Annotated in this window: 19 protein-coding genes; 13 read left to right on the forward strand and 6 right to left on the reverse strand. The window is 60.6% G+C overall.

Annotated elements, in window-relative coordinates:
* Positions 1–116: 116 nt before the first annotated feature.
* The 5 genes from R3F07_13975 to R3F07_13995 all read left to right on the forward strand — a co-directional run bounded on the left by R3F07_13975 (position 117) and on the right by R3F07_13995 (position 5,821).
* On the forward strand, positions 117–1,397 hold the full coding sequence (locus R3F07_13975; protein MEZ5277484.1) for a transcription antitermination factor NusB: 1,281 nt from the start codon (positions 117–119) through the stop codon (positions 1,395–1,397).
* 21 nt (positions 1,398–1,418) lie between these two features.
* Positions 1,419–2,237, forward strand: a complete 819-nt coding sequence (locus R3F07_13980) for a lysophospholipid acyltransferase family protein (GenBank protein MEZ5277485.1) — start codon at positions 1,419–1,421, stop codon at positions 2,235–2,237.
* A 248-nt stretch (positions 2,238–2,485) separates the two neighbouring features.
* Positions 2,486–3,190, forward strand: a complete 705-nt coding sequence (locus tag R3F07_13985) for a polysaccharide deacetylase family protein (GenBank protein ID MEZ5277486.1) — start codon at positions 2,486–2,488, stop codon at positions 3,188–3,190.
* 51 nt (positions 3,191–3,241) lie between these two features.
* Positions 3,242–3,826 (forward strand): hypothetical protein, encoded by a 585-nt coding sequence (locus tag R3F07_13990; protein MEZ5277487.1) that lies wholly within the window; start codon positions 3,242–3,244, stop codon positions 3,824–3,826.
* A 1,194-nt stretch (positions 3,827–5,020) separates the two neighbouring features.
* Positions 5,021–5,821 (forward strand): class I SAM-dependent methyltransferase, encoded by an 801-nt coding sequence (locus R3F07_13995; GenBank protein ID MEZ5277488.1) that lies wholly within the window; start codon positions 5,021–5,023, stop codon positions 5,819–5,821.
* Positions 5,822–5,937: 116 nt separating this feature from the next.
* Here R3F07_13995 and R3F07_14000 read toward each other — a convergent pair whose 3' ends face one another.
* On the reverse strand, positions 5,938–7,323 hold the full coding sequence (locus tag R3F07_14000; protein MEZ5277489.1) for an MFS transporter: 1,386 nt from the start codon (positions 7,321–7,323) through the stop codon (positions 5,938–5,940).
* Between the two features lie 188 nt (positions 7,324–7,511).
* Positions 7,512–8,069 carry an RNA 2',3'-cyclic phosphodiesterase gene (thpR, locus tag R3F07_14005; protein ID MEZ5277490.1) on the reverse strand — a complete coding sequence of 186 codons (558 nt, stop codon included), beginning with the start codon at positions 8,067–8,069 and terminating at the stop codon, positions 7,512–7,514.
* A 272-nt stretch (positions 8,070–8,341) separates the two neighbouring features.
* On the opposite strand from thpR, the gene R3F07_14010 reads away from it, so the two are divergent.
* The 8 genes from R3F07_14010 to R3F07_14045 all read left to right on the forward strand — a co-directional run bounded on the left by R3F07_14010 (position 8,342) and on the right by R3F07_14045 (position 15,334).
* Positions 8,342–8,716, forward strand: a complete 375-nt coding sequence (locus R3F07_14010) for a MazG-like family protein (GenBank protein MEZ5277491.1) — start codon at positions 8,342–8,344, stop codon at positions 8,714–8,716.
* Positions 8,717–8,732: 16 nt separating this feature from the next.
* Entirely contained in the window at positions 8,733–10,004 is a 1,272-nt protein-coding gene (gene dgt / locus R3F07_14015) for a dNTP triphosphohydrolase (protein ID MEZ5277492.1), read from the forward strand.
* Between the two features lie 115 nt (positions 10,005–10,119).
* The gene (locus R3F07_14020; protein ID MEZ5277493.1) at positions 10,120–10,887 is read left to right on the forward strand and encodes a DUF3450 family protein; all 768 of its coding nucleotides are present in this window, start codon (positions 10,120–10,122) and stop codon (positions 10,885–10,887) included.
* The gene (locus R3F07_14025; GenBank protein ID MEZ5277494.1) at positions 10,884–12,272 is read left to right on the forward strand and encodes a MotA/TolQ/ExbB proton channel family protein; all 1,389 of its coding nucleotides are present in this window, start codon (positions 10,884–10,886) and stop codon (positions 12,270–12,272) included. Before R3F07_14020 ends, R3F07_14025 begins: the two co-directional genes overlap by 4 nt.
* The gene (locus R3F07_14030) at positions 12,269–12,823 is read left to right on the forward strand and encodes a MotA/TolQ/ExbB proton channel family protein (protein MEZ5277495.1); all 555 of its coding nucleotides are present in this window, start codon (positions 12,269–12,271) and stop codon (positions 12,821–12,823) included. The genes R3F07_14025 and R3F07_14030 overlap by 4 nt, the downstream gene beginning before the upstream one ends.
* The gene (locus R3F07_14035; protein MEZ5277496.1) at positions 12,817–13,224 is read left to right on the forward strand and encodes a biopolymer transporter ExbD; all 408 of its coding nucleotides are present in this window, start codon (positions 12,817–12,819) and stop codon (positions 13,222–13,224) included. The genes R3F07_14030 and R3F07_14035 overlap by 7 nt, the downstream gene beginning before the upstream one ends.
* The gene (locus R3F07_14040; GenBank protein ID MEZ5277497.1) at positions 13,221–13,934 is read left to right on the forward strand and encodes an energy transducer TonB; all 714 of its coding nucleotides are present in this window, start codon (positions 13,221–13,223) and stop codon (positions 13,932–13,934) included. The genes R3F07_14035 and R3F07_14040 overlap by 4 nt, the downstream gene beginning before the upstream one ends.
* Complete coding sequence (locus R3F07_14045; GenBank protein ID MEZ5277498.1) at positions 13,931–15,334, forward strand: tetratricopeptide repeat protein; 1,404 nt, start codon at positions 13,931–13,933, stop codon at positions 15,332–15,334. The genes R3F07_14040 and R3F07_14045 overlap by 4 nt, the downstream gene beginning before the upstream one ends.
* A 46-nt stretch (positions 15,335–15,380) precedes the next feature.
* Here the strand turns inward: R3F07_14045 and R3F07_14050 are convergent, their stop codons facing one another.
* Genes R3F07_14050 through R3F07_14065 form a run of 4 tightly spaced genes read right to left on the reverse strand, consistent with a single transcriptional unit; the run spans position 15,381 to position 19,087 of the window.
* Positions 15,381–16,604: a hypothetical protein gene (locus R3F07_14050; GenBank protein ID MEZ5277499.1), complete on the reverse strand. Its 1,224-nt coding sequence runs from the start codon at positions 16,602–16,604 to the stop codon at positions 15,381–15,383.
* 23 nt (positions 16,605–16,627) lie between these two features.
* Positions 16,628–17,656 (reverse strand): Gfo/Idh/MocA family oxidoreductase, encoded by a 1,029-nt coding sequence (locus tag R3F07_14055; GenBank protein ID MEZ5277500.1) that lies wholly within the window; start codon positions 17,654–17,656, stop codon positions 16,628–16,630.
* 22 nt (positions 17,657–17,678) lie between these two features.
* Positions 17,679–17,924, reverse strand: a complete 246-nt coding sequence (locus R3F07_14060) for a zinc ribbon domain-containing protein (protein ID MEZ5277501.1) — start codon at positions 17,922–17,924, stop codon at positions 17,679–17,681.
* A gap of 56 nt (positions 17,925–17,980) precedes the next feature.
* Complete coding sequence (locus R3F07_14065; GenBank protein MEZ5277502.1) at positions 17,981–19,087, reverse strand: Gfo/Idh/MocA family oxidoreductase; 1,107 nt, start codon at positions 19,085–19,087, stop codon at positions 17,981–17,983.
* Positions 19,088–19,180: the final 93 nt, after the last annotated feature.

Consider the following 19,180-nt stretch of genomic DNA (forward strand, 5'->3'; position numbering starts at 1 on the left):
GATTTCGAGTACAGCGTCTTCGTTCATAATCACTTCGCCTTCAATGAAACGAACAGTAGAGTCTCGAAAGATGCGCCTTGTCAAACTGCGTATCGTCCGACTCTGTGGAGGATTTGATGCACGCCGATGATCGTGAACCCACCGGTTGGGAGCAAAGCCGCCGTCTTCTGGGCAGGTTTCTCGGCGGGGGATGTCGTCTTGACCACCTGCTCCAGGATTCCTCCCTGGAGTCGGAGGAAGCTGCCCGATGCCGCTTCTACCTTACCGGAACGATTCGCAATCTGATGCTCCTGGAGACGATTCTGGATCGCCAGATCCCGAGAAGACCCCGGCCCGAAGTCCGGTCGATCCTTCTGCTTGGAGCGTTTGAAATCCTCGAAAATCCCGACCAGACTCCAAAAATCGTCCATTTTGCGGTCGAGCAGGCAAAACGCCGGGTTTCCAAACCGGAATCGGGGCTGATCAACTCGGTTCTGCGGCGGTTTCCCGAGGCCTTGGCCAAATGGAAGGCCGGTGCCGGGAAGGATGCCGCCTCGCTGGCTATTCTCTACAGCCATCCGGCTTGGATGGTGCGGCGATGGTTGGCGGCCTTTGGTTCGGAAAATACCCGTCGCCTGCTTGAGTGGAATCAACAGGCGGCAGGGGTTTATGCCCGGAGGATCGACCTCGGCACGGGGGCGGCCGCCTCGCTCCCCGGTGCGGTCGAATCGCCCTGGCCGGACTTCGTGGAGATCAGCGGGATGTCCTGGAGCGACGTGTCGGCGGCCCTGAGGGCAGGAACCATCTATATCCAGGATCCGGCCACCCGGCTGGCGCCTAAGCTTTTGGGGGTCGGTGCGGATGAAGCCGTCCTTGATCTCTGTGCTTCGCCCGGTGGCAAGACCCTGCAATTGGCGCAGGCAGCCGCCCGCACCGGCGGCCGGGTCGTCGCGATCGACCTGCCGGGGCCGCGGATGATTCGACTGCGCGAAAACACCCGACGACACGCCGACTGGCCCATTTCTCTCCTGGGCGCCGATGTCCGGGACCTGAATGCCGACCTGCTCCGGTCCCACGGACTGCCCGCGATTTACGATGGCGTGCTCATCGATGTGCCCTGTTCCAATACCGGAGTCCTGAGGCATCGGGTCGACGCCAAATGGCGACTTAAGGAAGCGGATCTGGACAATCTGACCCGCCTGCAGAGTCACCTCCTGGAGGCGGCATCCCGATTGGTGCGGCCGGGAGGAAGCTTGGTCTACAGCACCTGCAGTCTGGAACGGGAGGAGAATGACGGGGTGGTCGAGACGTTTGTCGCCGCTCATCCCGGATTTGAGCGCGGGGAGGGCGGGGTGGCCCTGCCCTGGGAATCAGGCCATGACGGAGCCGGCAGTTTTCTATTGCGGCGGAAGCCCTGAGCCACGGAGATTTTCTTGAGAATGAAACGGCCCGCACTTAAAGCGCCCCTCGCGCTGACCGGCGATTACCTTTCGCCGCGTTACGAGCCGACCCTGGTCGCGCGGGCCTTTCCTTCGCTTGTCTTTTATTCCCGGATCCTCGGGATTGTCCGCCGCGCCTTCCTCGCGGCACGCAAGGGGCGATTCGATCAGAATCAGTTGAAGATCCAGGCCCAGGAGACCATTCGCGCCCTCGAACGGCAGGGAGTGCGGATTTCGGTCACCGGAGTGGCGCACTTCCGCGCGATCGATGGCCCCTGCGTCTTTGTGGGCAACCACATGAGCACCTTGGAAACCTTCGTGCTTCCGGGACTGGTCGTTCCCTTCAAGCCGCTGACCTTTGTCGTCAAGCAGAGTCTGGTCAGCATGCCCGTCTTCGGGCCGATCATGCGTTCCTGTGATCCGCTCGTGGTCGGGCGGAGCAATCCGCGGGAGGATCTGCGGACCATGCTTGAGGGAGGGGCCGAGCGCCTCGCCCGGGGATTGTCGATCGCCGTCTTTCCCCAAACCACCCGGACGACCCGCTTCGAACCCGAAGCCTTCAACAGCATCGGGACCAAGATGGCGAAGAAAGCCGGGGTGCCGGTGGTTCCCCTGGCCATCCGTTCCGATGCCTGGTCCACCGGTCGACTGGTCCGCGATTTCGGACCCTTCCGACCTGAACTGCCCGTCCACTTTGCTTTCAGTGAGCCGATCATGATCGAAGGCAATGGCAAGGAGGCCCACGAGACGACGATCGATTTCATCCGCTCTCACCTCGGTGCCTGGTATGCGCAAGTGCCGCTGTTGAATCCCTCCTGATAACACGTACGGCAGGTGGAGTGGAATGGATCCCATGGTTCCGCCTTTACATAATCGGCGATGCCAAGTCTTGTGTGTTCAAGGTTCGAGTCGTAGAAACAGAAATGACCCGACTTGCAACATGCTTGCTTGGCTTGTTGGTGGTGGTGGCCGCGGCCCGAATCACCCGGGCCCAAACGCAGACCGGAACCCTTGGAACAATGGATACTCACAATATCTGGCCGGATGGAAGGGTGTGTGCCGTTTCCTTGAGCTATGACGACAGCCTGCCGGTGCACTACCTTGAGGTGGCGCCGATGCTGGAACAGCACGGCATGCGCGCGACTTTTTATCTTCCCGTGTTAAGCATCGAGAATCCCGATGCCTGGAAGGCGGTGGCGTTGCAGGGCCACGAATTGGGCAACCATTCACTGTTCCATCCCTGCCGGCGTGATGAAGGCAACGCCTACTGGCTGGCGGAATACTACGATTTGGGGGACTATACGCCCGGACGTTTTCGTGACGAACTCAAGGTGGCCGATCTTGTGCTCGACCTGCTCGATGGCGGCAAACCCCGGACTTACGGAAATAACTGCACCAATCTCACCATTGGTCGGGGTGAGTTGGAGGAACCCATGGATCCGATCCTCGCGCAGCTGTTTGTGGCCGCGCGGGGCGCGATCACCAACCGTCCCGTCGATCCCAACCGCCCCGAGTTCACCCGGCTCGGACACTACAGCGGCGACGGCAGGACATTCGAGCAAATCAGGGCCGAGATCGAAGCGGCCCACGCGAAAGGGGGCTGGATCATCTACATGATCCACGGTGTGGGCCAGGGTACGCACAGTCTGTTCATCGATGATGAGGAACACCGGAAGCTGATCGAATGGCTCGACCAGGAACGTGCCTCGATCTGGACTGCCCCCGTCGTCGAAGTGGCGCAGCACCTCAAAGAGGCGGTGTCGGGCGACTGAAAATCCGCCCAGCCCAATGGACGAACCTCAACACTTGACGCAAGAGTCTCCATGCGATCCGACCGCCTGATCGGCTTCCTGCATGACAGGGCTTCCGGCAGAATCGTTCTCGGCTGGTTTGTTGTGACAATGGCGGTCTACCTGGTGATGCTGGGAATTACCATTCCCCGCGTGCAGCGTTTTGCTCCGGAGTCGACCCTGTTCAATCTCTCGCCCACGGGTTACTCCCGCCAGGAGGCATTGTCACTGCTTGAATCCCTCGGACCTGAAGGCAGAAGTGCGTATCTTTTTCCCCAACTCGTTCTCGACTTCGTCTACCCCGGGTTGTTTGCCGTCTGTTTCTCGCTCATGTTTGTCTGGCTCTACTCCCGGCGGTTTCGGCCCGATTCCGGGTTTCTCTACCTGGCGCTGCTTCCGATGCTTGCCGGCCTCTTTGACTACGGCGAAAACCTGCTGATCATCCGGATGATCACAGAATTCCCGAACGTATCCAGGAAGTTGATCGCGGCGGCCAACGTTTTCAGGATGTTGAAGAGCGCGTTCTCAACCGCGTCGTTCCTTTTGCTGATGGTGGGGTTTGTCCTGCTCCTGAAGAAGCGATCAACCGGGGGACCTTCATTTGGAAATCAGTCTTGAGACGGGGGAGGGACAGGAGTGCTGAAAAGAGGACGTCGATCCATGAAATTCCATCCGTTGCCAACAGCCATCATACTTTTCGCTGTTGCGACGATCTGATGCCTTCGACAGGCACGTTCCACCCATGAGGTCCGCGAATAGCCGGTGGCCATCTACGACGGGGCCGCAGCGGGATCCGAATTGTTTGCCGGCGCATTGGCCGTAGCGGAGGACTAGGGCGAATCGACATTCAAATTGCGCTGCTGGTGAGAAGAGAAGCGGAAGCAGCGCAAGGCGGTGGCACGGAAGGCGTGCTGGAAGCACGTGTCCGTGCCACCAACGCCGCGACCTTCCGCTTCGCTCTCATCCTTCGGACGGGTCTGCGGAAGCGCTCAGCCGCGTTCCTTTTGCGACAGAAGCCCTTCAAGGGATTCTCGCCGCAAAAGCGCCTTGCTGAGGCCCTCCCGCAGTTCCCGCCAGCGCACAATTTGAATGTCGATTCGCCCTAGTGTGGTGTCCGATAAATAATGTAACGTAAAGCGAGGCGCCAAAAGGCCTTGGGCAAGGCGGCCGAGTGGGTGCATGCCCGTAAGGCCTGTGCGCACTCGGGCAACGCCAGCCAAGGCCATTTGCCGTCTCGCCCGCAGGGCCATGCGCTTTTGGCACCCATCCGCGTTGGTCTGAGGCAGGAGGGCCTACCGGCCCGCAGGCCTCAACCCGCCTTGATGGAGCGGCCAAAATCGCTATGGCTTTATGACACAGGATTTATCTGACACCACACTAGGTCATGGTTCCGAATGATGTGGATCAGGCGGCTCAACCGGGGGGCGCTCTGCAGTATGGGAATCCGATCGCACCTGGCTTGTCTGGGATTGTCATACACGACGCTGACGGCAGTCAGCTGACCACATGGAACACCGGAGAAGTGTGGGATGCAGAACGACGTGATTCTGTCAGGTCTCGGCCTTTCTCAATATGTAGGCGCCGGAAAAGTGGAACCGACAAGGTCGGCTGAACCGGATTGGAAGAACGCGAATCCGTGTTCCCGGACCGGGCTTAGTGTTGGTTGCCCTGAGCTTCCCATAAAGCTTTTGACAGGACCATTCTTTGAACCAACGCTGATTCGGCCCTTACCCCACCCCCAACGGCTGCCCCTGGAGGGTTTTCCCACGGATCCCCATCGGTCACAACCCTGCCATTACACCGGACCTCGAAATGAATCCTTCCAAGCAGCCAAGGACATCCACCCAGAACGGTAGACTGTGGGGCGCGCGCGCTAAAGACTGGGCGGAGATTCAGGAAGGGCAGTTCAGCAATGCCTATCAGGCAGTGTTTGACCAGTGCGGATTGGGCGCTGATACGGACTATTGCGATGTCGGTTGCGGGGCCGGTATGGCAGCTCTGCTGGCATCCGATCGTGGCGCTAGAGTTTCGGGTCTCGATGCCTCACATAATCTGCTCGGCATCGCAAGGCAACGGGTTCCGGAGGGCGACTATCGAATCGGAGATCTGGAGGAACTCCCGTTTCCGGATGGTGCCTTTGACCTCGTGACAAGCTTCAATGCGGTTCAGTACGCGGCCAATCCGCGGGCGGCTCTTGCCGAGGCGAGACGAATTGCGAAGCCTGCTGGCCGCATCGTTGTCATGACCTGGGGTGATCCGGAAGGCATGGAAGCAGCCGCTCTCGTTGCTGCGCTGAAGGCGCTCCTGCCACAACCGCCACCAGGTGCCCCGGGACCGTTCGCGTTGTCAGACGAAGGCGCGCTTCGGGCATTCGCCGAGAGCGGCGGACTCCAGACGCTGAGTGTCACCGACGTGGCGTGCCATTGGCACTACCCGGATCTCGAGAATGCCCTGCGTGGGCTTGGCTCATCGGGTGTCGCGGCAAAAGCGGCCGAGCACTCGGGTGCTGACGCAGTTGACGCCGCTCATGAGGCGGCGTTCGAACCCTATCGCCAAGATGACGGAAGCTACAAAATCGGAGCGTCATTCAGGTGGTTGGTGGCCTCACCCTGATCAAGGCGTCCAGCGGTTTGGAGTCTCCGCTCCGGCTACGCTCAGTCAGGGTACCCCCAAGGCATTGCAGACAGGTCGGCACGATCCCGACCGTCCATCGAAGTCCCGTTTTGCTCTCAGCTGCCGTCTTCCGATTTTGACGGCTCGGTCAGGAGCAGGGCGGTCAGAAAGGAAGGGACGAGAAGGGCGGCGCCCAGCAGGTAGGACCAGTTGGAGCCGAACCACCAGAAAACGAAACTGGCGATGATCGGCCCGGTGGCTCGTCCGAGGGAACCGAGGGAGCGGAAGGTCCCGAGGACGCGTCCCTGATGGCTTGCGTTGGTGTAGAGGGAGACGAGGGCGGTCAGGGACGGGGTGGTCAGGCCGGAGCCAAGGCCCATCACGGTCAATCCGACATAGAGAAGGGTGGGCGATGGCGCCAGGCCGAGGATCACGAAAGCGGCCATGACCAAAGCGAGCCCGGTGATGGCCATGCGCCGTTCGCCGACTTTCGGAGCGGCCCGGCGGACGATCAGGCCCTGAGTGATGATCAGGATCAAGCCGACATAAACCATCATGCCGGTGATCTGAACCGTGCTGAAGTCGAAGCGACTGACCGCGAGGAAGGAGAGGGTGAACTCCATCCCGGCGAAGGCGAAGATGAAGAGAAAGTAGACGTGATTTGTCCGGCGAACGGGCGGTTCGTGACGGGCCAATAGCAGGGCGATGGGATTGCGCGAAGCGATCGAGGCGGTGGAACGCCTTTCGGGCGGCAGGCTCTCTGAGAAGCGCCTCCAGATCCAGAAAAGATTGAGGCAGGCCAGGAGGAAGGCGACGGTGGCCGCGCCCGAGAAGGGGTTGACTCCGAGGGAGGCGAGCTGGGGGAAGTGGTCGAGAGGATTGACCAGGGAGAAGACGCCCCCGATGGCCGGTCCGGTCACAAAGCCGAGACCGAAGGCCGCGCCGATCAGTCCCATTCCTTTGGCACGATCGGCCCGGGAAGTGACGTCCGCCACCGCAGCAGTGGCCACGGAGATGTTGCCGCTCATCAGACCGCCGCAGAGCCGGGCCAGTACAAGAAGAAGGAAATTCCCGCTGAAGATCCAGATCAGGTAGCTCAGGGCTGTCCCGCTCACCGTGAGCAGGAGGATGGAGCGGCGACCAAAACGATCGGAAAGAGCCCCCCAGAAGGGAGAAAAAGCGAATTGCAGGAAAGCGTAAAGTGATCCAAGGACGCCGCCAAAGAGAACGGGGGTGAAATGGCCGCCGGTGCCGGCCGCTGTCGAGAGCCGGTCAAGGAATCCCAGTAGTCCCGCCAGCAATCCCGAGTTGCCGTCGAGTTCCAGATAGTAGGTGAGCATCTCCGGGTAGAGCGGGAAGATGATGGAGAAGCCGACCAGATCCAGGTAGAGGGTCAGGAAGATGACCCCGAGCGAGAGGGGATTTTCGGCAGGCTGGGCTCCGGGATGGGACTGGGCGGCGTTACTCAAAGCGTGACGGGTTGTCCGCCGTAGCAAATCCATGCGAAGAATGAAGCCAAGAGGATAATCGGCCGGATCCATTCCGCAGACCGCGGCGTGACGACCGGGATCGGGGCCTGACTGCGCATTTGCGACGACCGGATGGGTCGCTTTCTGAGGGCTCAGTCACGGGACTGTGCGTCGGACCGATGGGGAAGCCCAATCTGCGGGCTCGAAAGCTGTTCTCCGCTTCAGCCGCAGAGCCGGAATTCGTCCTCCACCTGGTGGATGGCTCCGTCGGGTGTGAGTCGACTCGAATAAAGGATGAATCGTTCCACCTTGAAGGGAGGACCTTCGAATGCCTGGTTCTGTTTCAGGAACGCGGCAACCTGGGGTTTTCCGGCCCGACCGCAGCGGGCAAGTGTGATATGGGCGACGAAGGTTCGCAAATCGAGGTCCATCCCTGTGGCCAGGAGGGTATCGTCGATCTGTTGTCGGAGTTGAAACAGCCTTGGGTGACCGTGCCCCACTCCCGCCCAGATGATCTTCGGGGTCTCGCGCGGTGGGAAAACGCCTAGACCGGCCAGCGGCAGAATGAAGGGCTCTACGGAGATGTGGCTGAGCTTTGCGGTCAGGGCAGTCCGGGTCTCCCGATCGGCGTCGCCGAGAAACCGCAGGGTCAGGTGAAGCTGTTCCGGCGGTGTCCAGGCAACGCCCCGGATCGGCACCTGGAGCGCGCCGAGGATCTCCCGGTGGGGCACAGGCAGATCGATCGCAATGAAGAGGCGCTGGGATGCCTCACCGTTCATGGCACCGATGAATAAATGACCCTCGGACTGAGGCAAGCTGAAGGCACCTCGCTTCGCCTTTGTAACGTATTATGTTACAAAGGCGAAGCGATGAAGGCTGGGCGCAGGACGGCATCGACCGGGTTTCAGCCCGGTGAAAGGGCAGGGTGTCGGGACCCTTGGGTCGTGGTGCTCTTGGAAACAGGCACCCCTTGGGAGTCGCCCGATGGGCCGACCGAACGATCCGGCCAGAATGCGGTTGCGGCAGCCGTTCTCCGCGTCATGTTGAACCCATGTCGATCCCGAGGGATGATGTTGTCTGTCTGGGTGAATTGAAGGCGAAGGTGCTGAGCTTCGCCCAGGATCGTGACTGGGAGCAGTTTCATTCTCCAAAGAACCTCGCGATGGCATTGGCGGCGGAGGCGGCCGAGCTGATGGAGCATTTTCTCTGGACCGGGTCGGAATCCTCCCGGGAGACGGCGCGGGAGCCGCGCCTGCGGCGGGCGATCGAGGAGGAACTCGCGGATGTCGTCATCTATGCGCTGGAATTTGCCAATCAGTCCGGGGTGGACCTGGCGGCGGCCATTGAGGCGAAGCTCAAGCAGAATGCCCTCAAGTATCCGGTGGACAAAGCGCGTGGCCGTTCGGTCAAGTACACCGAACTTTAGGGAGGGTTGACCAATAATGGCCCAGACCAATCGATTCTATCGTCCATTTGACTTTGAATGCCTGCCGGGACGGCGGCCGGATGACTACCGGAACGCTTTTCAGGTGGACCGCGACCGGATCATTTACTCCTCGGCCTTTCGACGCCTTCAATCCAAGACCCAGGTCTTTGTTTCCGGCGAATTCGACTTCTACCGGACCCGGTTGACCCATTCGATCGAGGTGGCGCAGATCGGCCGATCCATCTGTCAGTTCCTCCAGGTTCAGGGGAAACCGATGGCGGATGATTTCTACATCGACTCGGATCTGGTCGAGGCGATCTGCCTGGCCCACGACCTGGGGCATCCGCCCTATGGGCATGCGGGCGAGCGTAAACTCCACGACCTGATGCGAACGGACGGCGGTTTCGAGGGCAACGCCCAGACCGTCCGTCAATTGGCTGATATTCTTTATCTGACCGAGACCGGCATGAACGGGATGAGTCCGACCCGCGCGTTCCTCGACGGGGTCATGAAGTACAAGCATCTCCTATGCGAGTTCGACGATCCCGAGCACCATTTTCTATATTCCGATCAGCGGAACCTGCGCGGGTTTGTCTTCGGGGAACGGGAGGTGCCGGGCGATTTGATGGCGGGCAGGCGGCTCAATCACCTCAAGAGCATCGAGTGTCAGATCATGGACTGGGCGGACGATACCGCCTACTCGCTCAATGACATCATTGACGGGGTCCGGGCAGGTTTCCTGACCTTCGAAAAGATTGAATCCTGGGCGGCGCAACGCGATCTGAGCGACCGGGACCTGAAGCGGATCGACGATCTGATGGAGGCAGTCCTGGCGGACAAACTTGAGGCGGTCTTCAGCCTCAAGATCGGGCAGGCCATCCGGGCCTGTCGGCTGGTGCCGCGAGAGTCTTTCCTCTCAGATCTGTCCAACCGGCATGCCTTCGGACTCGAAGTTGAGCCCGAGGTGGAGGAGGAAGCCACCTTTTTCAAGGAGATGGCGGTGGACATCATCTTCCGCTCACCCCAGCTGCAGCAGATGGAGTTCCGCGGCGGGGCCATCCTCGGTCGAATCTGGGAGGCCTTGGTTGAGCATTATATTGAGGCGCCCCGGCGTCCGCTTCGAATCCTGCCGCGGGCGGTGGCGGCGTTGTTGAGCCGACTGGAGACGGGGGCGGAGCGCAAACGGATCCTCTGCGATCATCTGGCGGGCATGACCGATGGTGCCGCCATGCGCACCTACCGCCGACTGACCGATCCCGATTTCAGCTCGATCATCGACCTGGGATAATGGATTGATCCCCGGTGTCTTCCACCCATTATTGGCCAAAAGAGCGCGGTATCCCAACTTCATGCGACCTGATTTTCGGCCTTTTCCCATGCGATGGGCTTCACCTGCCGCCATCTTGCTTGCGTCATTCCAGGTTTGGGCGGAACCCAATTCGGTCCGGGAAATCGAGGATGTCCGGGCGAACCTGTCCCGGACTCTGGAATACCGGGATCAGGCGGCCAAAGAGCAGGCGGCCTGGGATCTTCGCCGCGGGCAATTGGAGAATCTGATTCAGGTTGCAGAGGAAGAAAGGAAGAACCTTGAGGCTGCGATCGGCATCGCGCGCCCCATGCTCGAGGATCTTCAATCCCGGGAATTGGAACTGAGCTCAAGCCGGGAAGAATCGCAAATGCTGGCCGACGTTCTGCGGGTGGCCGGCCCACGTCTTGCCGGCAGGTTGATCGAAGGGGCCAGGCAATGGCCTGACCCCCTCCTGGTGGCGGTCGAGAGCCAGCTCAACGGCATACAAGCCATCCTGGACCGGGAAGTCGCCACCTTCACGGATCCGGAAGTGGACACATTGATCCGATCGACCGTCGAAGCACTCGAAGAGGCGCTCAAGTTCCAGAACGGGATCCACCATTCGTCGGTCATCAAGAGATTGCCGGACGGTCGAGCCGTGCAGTTTGAGACGATCTACCTCGGGCTTGCCGGCGGGTTTTATTTGTCGGAAGAACTGAATCTTGCCGGACGTATCGTTCCTCGCAGCGGCGGCTGGGAGTGGATTCCCCAGGATGAACTGAACGAGCCGATCCGTTCGTTTCTTGAAACGCTGCAGGGAGAACGTCAGGCAACCTGGATTCGGCTGCCCGTCAGGATTGGCACGGAGGAGGGGGGCGGATGATCCGGCGGGTTTTTTCCCTCGGGCTGCTGGTCCTCGCCTTTGCCGATGGCGGGGCACGGGCGGAAACCCGGCCGCCATTCTCGAGGACCATCGACTGGTCGGAGCAGACGATCGAAGTCGCCCGTGAGGGACTGATCGCGACGCGCGAGAGAATTGCCAATGAGCAGAGACCCCTGCTCGACACCCTGACAAGCGTTCAATCCGATCTGGCCGGCTTGCGGCGGGATCAGAAACAGCTGGAGTTCGCAACGGATGACATGAGGCACTCTGTCGAGAGGCTTCAGGATCTGGTCCAAAGCGTGTCATCACGGCAAAGCAACCTCGCGAACCGGCTGATCCATCTGCGCCGGGAGTTCGAGCAGGATCTGCCGACGATCGAGCGCTCCCGCTTCTCCGAAACCTTCCTTGCGGTCGAGCAGAACACGATGGATACACCGGACGGTCGTCTGCATCGGATGAACGACCTGATCGCCATCGTTGATTCGGCAATCGATCGGCTGGATGATCAGGTCGGCGGACACCGCTATCCGGCGACAGCCCTGGCGGACGGCGTCATGACTTCCGGGCTGGCTCTTCAGGTCGGACCCTATGTGTTCTTCGCTCCGGATGAAGGAGAACCGGGGTTGGTCGTTGAAACGGACCAATTGGTCGCCCGGCTCCGTCTTGATTCGCCGGATACCGCAAAGGCTGTTGCGGCCGCTATCGCGGGCGAAGAGGCGAGACTGCCGTTTGATCCCCTGCTCGACCAGGCGTTCTTGAGCCTTGATGCGCGGGTCTCGCTCTTTGAACATCTCAGGAGCGGCGGCCTCTGGATCATTCCCATCATGCTTTTTGGCCTGTTGTCGGCCGTGCTCGGCATTCGGAAGGTGATTCAGATCCGGGGCGTTCGAGCGCCGGAAACCGCCCAGGTTCTCGCATTGATGGCTCCGGTTGACGGGACGGATTTCGAACGCCGACTCCAGGCGATCACGCCACTCGCGCGGGAGGTTTTTGCCGAAGGGCATGCCTATCGCATGGCCCCGGAAAGCGCCCGCTCCGCGGCCATGAGCCAGGCCCTCCTCGGTTTCCGTATACGTATCGAATCCGGCCTCTCCCTGATTGCGCTGACCGCGGCCGTTGCGCCCCTCCTTGGCCTGTTGGGAACGGTCACGGGGATGATCAAGACCTTCCAGGTGATCAGTCTCCATGGTGCCGGTGACGCGCGTGCCCTGTCCGGGGGCATCTCGGAAGCTCTTGTGACGACGGAGCTCGGGTTGGTCGTGGCGATCCCGGCTCTGCTCGTCCATGCCTGGTTGAACCGGCGAGTCCGGCGCCTGTCCATTCAAACCGCTGTCCAAGCGGAACGATTCAACAAGACGATGCCGGGGGCGGGCGGGAATTCATGAACCATTCCTTATCCGCCGGGTTGAGGGATCTCCTGAGCGACGGTGGTTTTGTCATGCCTCCGCTGATTCTGCTGTCGATTGTGCTCTTCACCTGCCTCTTTCGTCTCGTGCTGGACCTCCGCCTGGCGGCCCAGGGAACCCATCCCGCGCTCCCGCCGATCGCGCGAAGCCCGGACCCGCTTCCCGGCGGGGAGGAAGCCGTGACGCTTCTTCGCGAAAGTATCCAGTGGCGTCTTCACTTCGATCGCCGGACTCGATTTGTGCGGATTCTGGCGGCCACCGCACCGCTTCTCGGGCTCCTGGGAACGGTGGCCGGTATGCTGAAGACGTTCAGTGCGATGAGTCTGCGGGAGGGTCTTGCCGGTGGAGACTTCGTGGCTGCCGGGATCTCCGAAGCGCTCATCACAACGGAAACGGGGTTGTCCATTGCCATTGTCGGACTGGTTTCTCTCTGGGCGGTCCGGGCCTTCGGGAAACGACTTCTTTTCCGTTTTGAATCCTTCGAGGCTTCGAGGGTTCTCGCGAAGTGGCCACCGCCTTCATCATGTTGAATCTGGATTACATTTCACAGGACAACGGATCGGAGGAGGGCATCAACATTTCGCCGCTCATCGATATTGTTTTCATCCTGTTGCTGTTCTTTGTCGTGACGTCCGTGTTTGTCGAAGAGACCGGAGTCGAAGTGAACAAACCGGATTCGAGCCAGGCCCAGTCGCTGAATCGGCAGAGCATCCTGATTGCGATTTCTGCCGATGGACGGGTCTTCCATGGTGGACAGGAAATCGGCCTTTTCGGAATCGGTCCGACTTTGAATCGGTTCGCGGTGTCACCCGACCAGCCGGTCATCATCCAGGCCGATGGTCTGACCTCGACGCAGGTTCTCATCTCGGCTCTGGACGAGGTAAAGGCGGCCGGGCTTGAGAACGTCAACGTGGCCACCCGAACGCAATGAACGCTGTCCTCTCCGCGGTGAACAGAAGTGAGCTCCGCTCGTGGGCGATATCCGGTGCGTCGGCTTGCGGCCTGACGCTGGCGATTCTCTTTCTGCTCGTCTTCGCCCATCGAGTCCAGGTTCCCGTATTGCCGACTTCCGACGGGGTGGGCATTCACCTGGAGACCGTCATGGATCCCGAGGATTCGGGCGCGCCGGCGGGGATGATGACCTCGCCGGAGATCCGGACGCTTCCTCCACCCGCATCACCCGTCGCGATTACCCCGCTGACGATGCAGAATCCGCCGGTGGATGTGTCGGTCGATCTTTCCCGGATGCTCGCGTGGCGCTACGGTTACGACGACTTGGGTGGCAGCGGATTTCAGGAGGGATCCTTCGGGATTTCGAACTTCTCCGAAGTGGATCAATCGATCGAGAGCCTGGTCATTCCGCCAAGGTTGTTTCCCGACACGCTGATCGATGCGGGAATTACCGAAGGCCGTGTCGTGGTGAAGCTACTGATCGACGAGAAGGGCCACGCGGAGGTGAAGACCGTTCTTTCCTCGACCCATCCCGCCTTGGTCCCGCCGGTGGTCGAGGCCATGGGGCGGGCGCTTTATTCGATTCCGATTCGCAATGGGCGTCCGACAAAATCCATCGTCAATCGGACGGTCGTCTTCACGGCGGATCCCGAGCATGTGGCCAAACGCCGGTCAATGACGAAGCCATGAACCTGCGCAAGAGACTTTCGCTGCTTTTCGCTCTGGTCCCGTCCCTGACTCCTGTCCTGGCTTCACAGGAAAAGAGCTTCGATTACGAGGCTTGGGTCTTCCCGGAGTACTCCTGGAAAGAAGAGGATTTCCAGAACCGGTTTCTCGGACGGTTCGGGGTCAACGGATACACCGAACCGCAGATGGATGTGGAGAATTACTATTTCTATGAAGGCGCCATGGCTCTGATTGAGGACCGACCCGCGGCCATCGGGTATCTCAGGTCGGGCATGGATGTCCTGGATGAATCCGGGATCGAGGCGAGCGCGGCGCTTCATTTCGTTCTGGGCAGCCTGCTCTATGACGAGGGTGATATGCCGTCGGCGATCGAGCAGTATGCACTTGCGATCCGAAAGCATCCCAGTTTTCTGCGGGCCTATGCCAATCTCGGATTCACCCTGATGGAAGCGGGCGAGAGCGAGAAGGCGCTCCCGGTCCTGCTCAAGGCGGTCGAACTCGGTGCAAACGAATCCCAGATCTGGGGGTTGATCGGTCGCATCTATACGGGCAAGGAACTCTATAAAAGCGGACTGACGGCCTATCGGAATGCGACGGTCTTCAACCCGGAAAACAATGCCTGGCGGTTTGGGATACTGCAGTGCCTGATCGCTCTGGATCGATTCGATGAAGCGATCACGATGGCGGACGAAGTCCTGGCTTTTGATCGACGCAATCCCGCCAACTGGGTGAATCGGGCGGGATTGCTGATCCATCTCGAGCGCTCGGACGAGGCCATCGTGGATCTTCAGGTCGCCCATGAGTTGGGAGGCATGACGTTTGATTCGTGCATCTCGATGGCAATCCTCCAGTTCAACAAGGGCATTTATGAAGAAGTGGCGGGTACTCTGGCCGAAGCCGCGGATCGGGCGAGGAACACCGATGAGTTCGATCGATGGCTGGACATAACCGAGGCCCTGGCCCATGCCGGCCAAAGCGGGCGGGCGTTTGACCTCCTTCCGGCGATTGCGAGGCGTGCGGTGAATCTTGAAGTGAAGCTCGACTCGTCGAAGATCAACCGGATCCGGGTGCTCCACGATCTGGAAATCGAAGCGTACGGTGAGGCCCTCGCGACCCTTGAATCCCTCATTGATCTCGATCCGGTTGACGGCGAACTGCATCTGGAAAAGGCACGGGCGCTGATCGGCCTGGAAAGGCCGGAAGAGGCCGCCATCGCCTTCCAGATTGCCGCCACCTTTGAAGAGACCGCTTATCGTGCGAATTATGAATACGCGCGAATGGAGTTCACTCGCGGGGATATCTCAGGCGGCCTCAGGCTGCTTCGGTCAGCCTACGCCATCAATCCCTCGGAGGCGTTGCGCAGTTATATCCGCGAATTGGAGTCCCATGAGGAGAATCCGTAGATCCTGATTGCTCTGCGGGGGATGAATCGCGCTTTCAGCCAGTCTCTCAGGGAACCTCGGATTCAGCGGGGAATTCGAAACTCGGTTCGCCCATGCCCTTCATTTCGTCGAGAACCGCGCTGCGGCTGAGATCCGGTCCTTGCAGGGTCGGATCACGAAGGGGCAGGGGATGTGGTTTCGTCCGGGTATGGGTGATCAGGAATGCTTCCATCCGGTTGATCCACTGTTCAAGCTGGACTTTGTCATAACGAAGGACTCCTCGGTCTTGGTCCCGATTCTTCACGGGCGGAGGGACCGTGGCGCTCTCTGGCAGAAGAGCCACGCTGATGTCCGCACTGACGGCGGAAAACGAAGCCAACAAGGTCTTCCTGGTTATGTCATAGCCGGGTGTCCCTTTGGCCATGATGACGAGAACCGGAGCCTTGATGGAACGGGCATACTCCACGTAGCGGACCATGTGCGCTTCGGACTGGAAATAGGACCCATCCCATGCGTCGCCCGGAGACTCCGGCTTGGCCGTAGAGCTGGCCGCACCTTCTTCTTGGCGCCCTTCCGGCCCTCGTTTCCTGCTGCCCGCTTCCTCCACGAACATCATTTCTCCGGGTGCTTCGAGGACGACTCCGGCGAAATCCATTCCCGCCGCCAGATTCATTGCCAACTCCGCATTCGCGCCGGTCGCCACCAGAAAGAGACTGTGCGGGTCGATTACGGCTTTCTTCTGGAATTGCCGGATCAGGGCGATCCAATCAGCGGGGGATCTCGAACGGTCAGAGTCGGTGATCGACTTTGGATTGGGCAGAGCGACCGCGAAGCCCATGCCGATGAGATGGCTGCTCAAGGGCATTCGCGAGTAGACCGGTCCGTCGAAGTCGTCGACTGAAACGTTGTCCGGCCTGTTTCCCGGGAATTGGAGTTGTGCGCACCCCTCGTCCAGGATGAAGATTCCCGGTGGGGACTTGATCCCTTTCGGGACCACCGTCATCGCCCCCGACCAGGTGCCTCGCGCCGTCCGGATCTGAATGGACCTGTAGCGAACGGACGCGGGGTCGAAGGTTTGGACTATCCTGAATTCGGGCCCACGGTTCCGATCCCTCACCAGTCTGCCCGTCTGTCCCTCCCCTACGGCCCGTTCTCCGACCGACGAACGCTGTACTTCAATTCCGATGACATCCCGCAGATCGAGGATCGGGGAATCTGTTGATGGCGGGTCGGCAAGTAAAGGCAGAGCCCAGGTGAGAAGAAAAAAGGTCAGCCGGCCATCGGGATACATGGGGCAATGTCGGCTACCCCCGTTCAGTCCCCTTTGAAGACGAGGCCGATGTCTTTGCGCCAGGCGTCGAGGACTTCCATATTGCCGATGGTATCGGCCCAGGTCATGGCCGGGGGTGGCGCTTCCCGATCGCGGCGGCGGACGCATTCGGCGAGAAGATCGATCTCATGAGTGTAGAGGGAACGGGCGGCGTTGATCCGGATCTCTTCAGGCTCCTTTCCGTTGCGGATGAGGTGGATGACTGAATTCTCGGACGGAGCCCAGGGAACAGGTACGACCAGGCTGCCTTCGGAACCGTAGACGCGCAGGACGTTGTCGGAGCCGACCTGGGTGGCGGCGGCAACCGTGGCGACGAGGCCGCCGGGGAATTTGAGGACGGCGGCGGCCTGTTGATCGACATGGCTGACCTCGCCGATCCAGGCCACGCCCCGTACATCGGACGGATTCTGGAATGGGTTTCGGCGGGCGGCGCCTGCGATCAATCGACACATGGAAACCGGATAGCAGCCGACATCCATGATCCCGCCCCCGGCCGCTTCGTGACTGAGGCGGATGTTCTCGAAATTGAGCCCCATATTGTAGGTGAAGCCGGCCTGGATGAGCCGGACTTCGCCGATGGCGCCGTCGACGATCAGGTCGACGATCTTTTTGGTCTGGGGGTGGCACCGGTACATGAACGCCTCCATGAAGAAGACGCCGGATTCACGGACGAAGTCCATTGCGCGGCGGGCTTCGGCCGCATTCACGGCAAACGGTTTCTCACAAAGGATGTGTTTGCCGGCAGTTGCGGCCCGGATGGTCCATTCAGCGTGAAGGTGGTTGGGCAGCGAAATGTAGACCGCATCCACTTCGGCGTCCCGCAGGAGTTCGTCGTAGGATGCATGCGCCCTTCCGGCTCCGAACTCCTCGGCAAATCCACGGGCGGCGGGGCCGCTCCGACTGCCGACGGCCGTCAGAACGCCGGTCGGCGTCTCGTTCAAGGCCTTGGCGAATTTCCGGGCGATGCCACCCGTCCCGAGAATGCCCCAGCGGGTGGGTGGTTGATCTGGCATGGTGCGAAGGGGTCGTCAGGTCTCAGTGGTGGTGGTGATGGCATCCGCAGCCGGCTCCGCAGCCACCAGAAGCGGGTGGCGGCTGGCCGATTCCGGAATCCCGGGCGGCACTGACGAATCCATACCCCCCGGTGATGATCCGACGAACCGGAAGGCCGGACTCCGGGTCGTGGGTGAGCGGATCGTCCTTCATGCTTTGCTGCACCTCAAACCGCCTGGGCGGCCGGGTGGCATCATCGGTGATTGTCTCGTAAACGTAGGTTGCCATCGGTTCGAATGGATACGCTTGATTTGTATTCGGGGCAAGGCCAACCCGCGGTCGCTTCAATTGTCGATTTCACCTGCCGCGAGCCCGGCGGGCAGCGGGGCCGGCTGGGTGCAGGTGGTGGTCAGTTCGATGTGTCTGCCCTGATCGGAGGATTCGCCGAAAGCCTGCATAATGTCGACGACGTGGGCCGCCATGTGGCCGTTGGCGCGGTGTTCGCGTCCGGACCGGACTGCGGTCGCCAGGTCCGCGACACCGATGCCGCGTCCCACGTCATCGCGATGAGTGGAAGGCATGACCTTCCATTCCGTGGATTTCGATGAACGGACCTTGACCTCGCCGTTGAACGTATTCGGGTCGGGCACGCTCATTGAACCCTCTGTCCCGTGTATTTCGATCCGGGGCAGGTTATGGGCCCAGACGTCGAAGCTCATGATGACGGTGGCGATGGCCCCGCACTGAAAGTCGATGGTCCCGGCCAGGTGGGTCGGGATTTCAACCGGGAGAACGGTGCCTTTGAGCGGTTCGCTGGTGACCGTCCGGGTGGGGAAGGTGATACGGGTTGAGGCGCTGACGCGGCGGGCGGGTCCGATCAGGTTGACCAGGGCCGTCAGGTAGTAGGGCCCCATGTCGAACATCGGTCCGCCGCCCTTCAGATAGTAGAATGCGGGGCTGGGGTGCCAGCTTTCGTGTCCGTGCCCGGCCATGAAGGCGGTCGCGGCGACCGGTTCGCCGATGAGCCCCTCGTCGATCGCCCTTCGGGCGGTCTGAATGCCGGCACCCAGAAAAGTATCCGGGGCCGATCCCACCCGCAATCCGTTTCTGGTGGCGATGGCGACTGATTCGATGACCTCGTCGCGGGTCAATCCAAGGGGTTTTTCACAGTAGGCATGCTTCCCCGCCTTCAATGCGGCGATATTGAGCGGGGCATGGGATTGAGGGACGGTCAGGTTGACCACGATCTCGATTTCCGGATCGGCAAGAAGGTCCTCGACGCTCACGCCCCTGGGGATTTCGAATTCCCTGGCCCGGGCCTGCGCCCGGGGAAGGTCCATGTCCGCGCAGGCCTTGATTTCGAGAAAAGGGAACTGACGACTGCCTTTCACGTAGGCGGGAAAAATGGCGCCGCAGCCGATGATGCCGATACCGATGGTCGATTGTGTCATGGTCTTGGATTCGCCGATACGTTGGGCGGTTGGAACGATGTCGGCAAGACTTTGCCGAAACCGGATTGGAGATTCGGGCGATTCTGGGAGGCG

Source organism: Opitutaceae bacterium (assembly GCA_041395105.1).
Lineage (GTDB): Bacteria > Verrucomicrobiota > Verrucomicrobiia > Opitutales > Opitutaceae > B12-G4.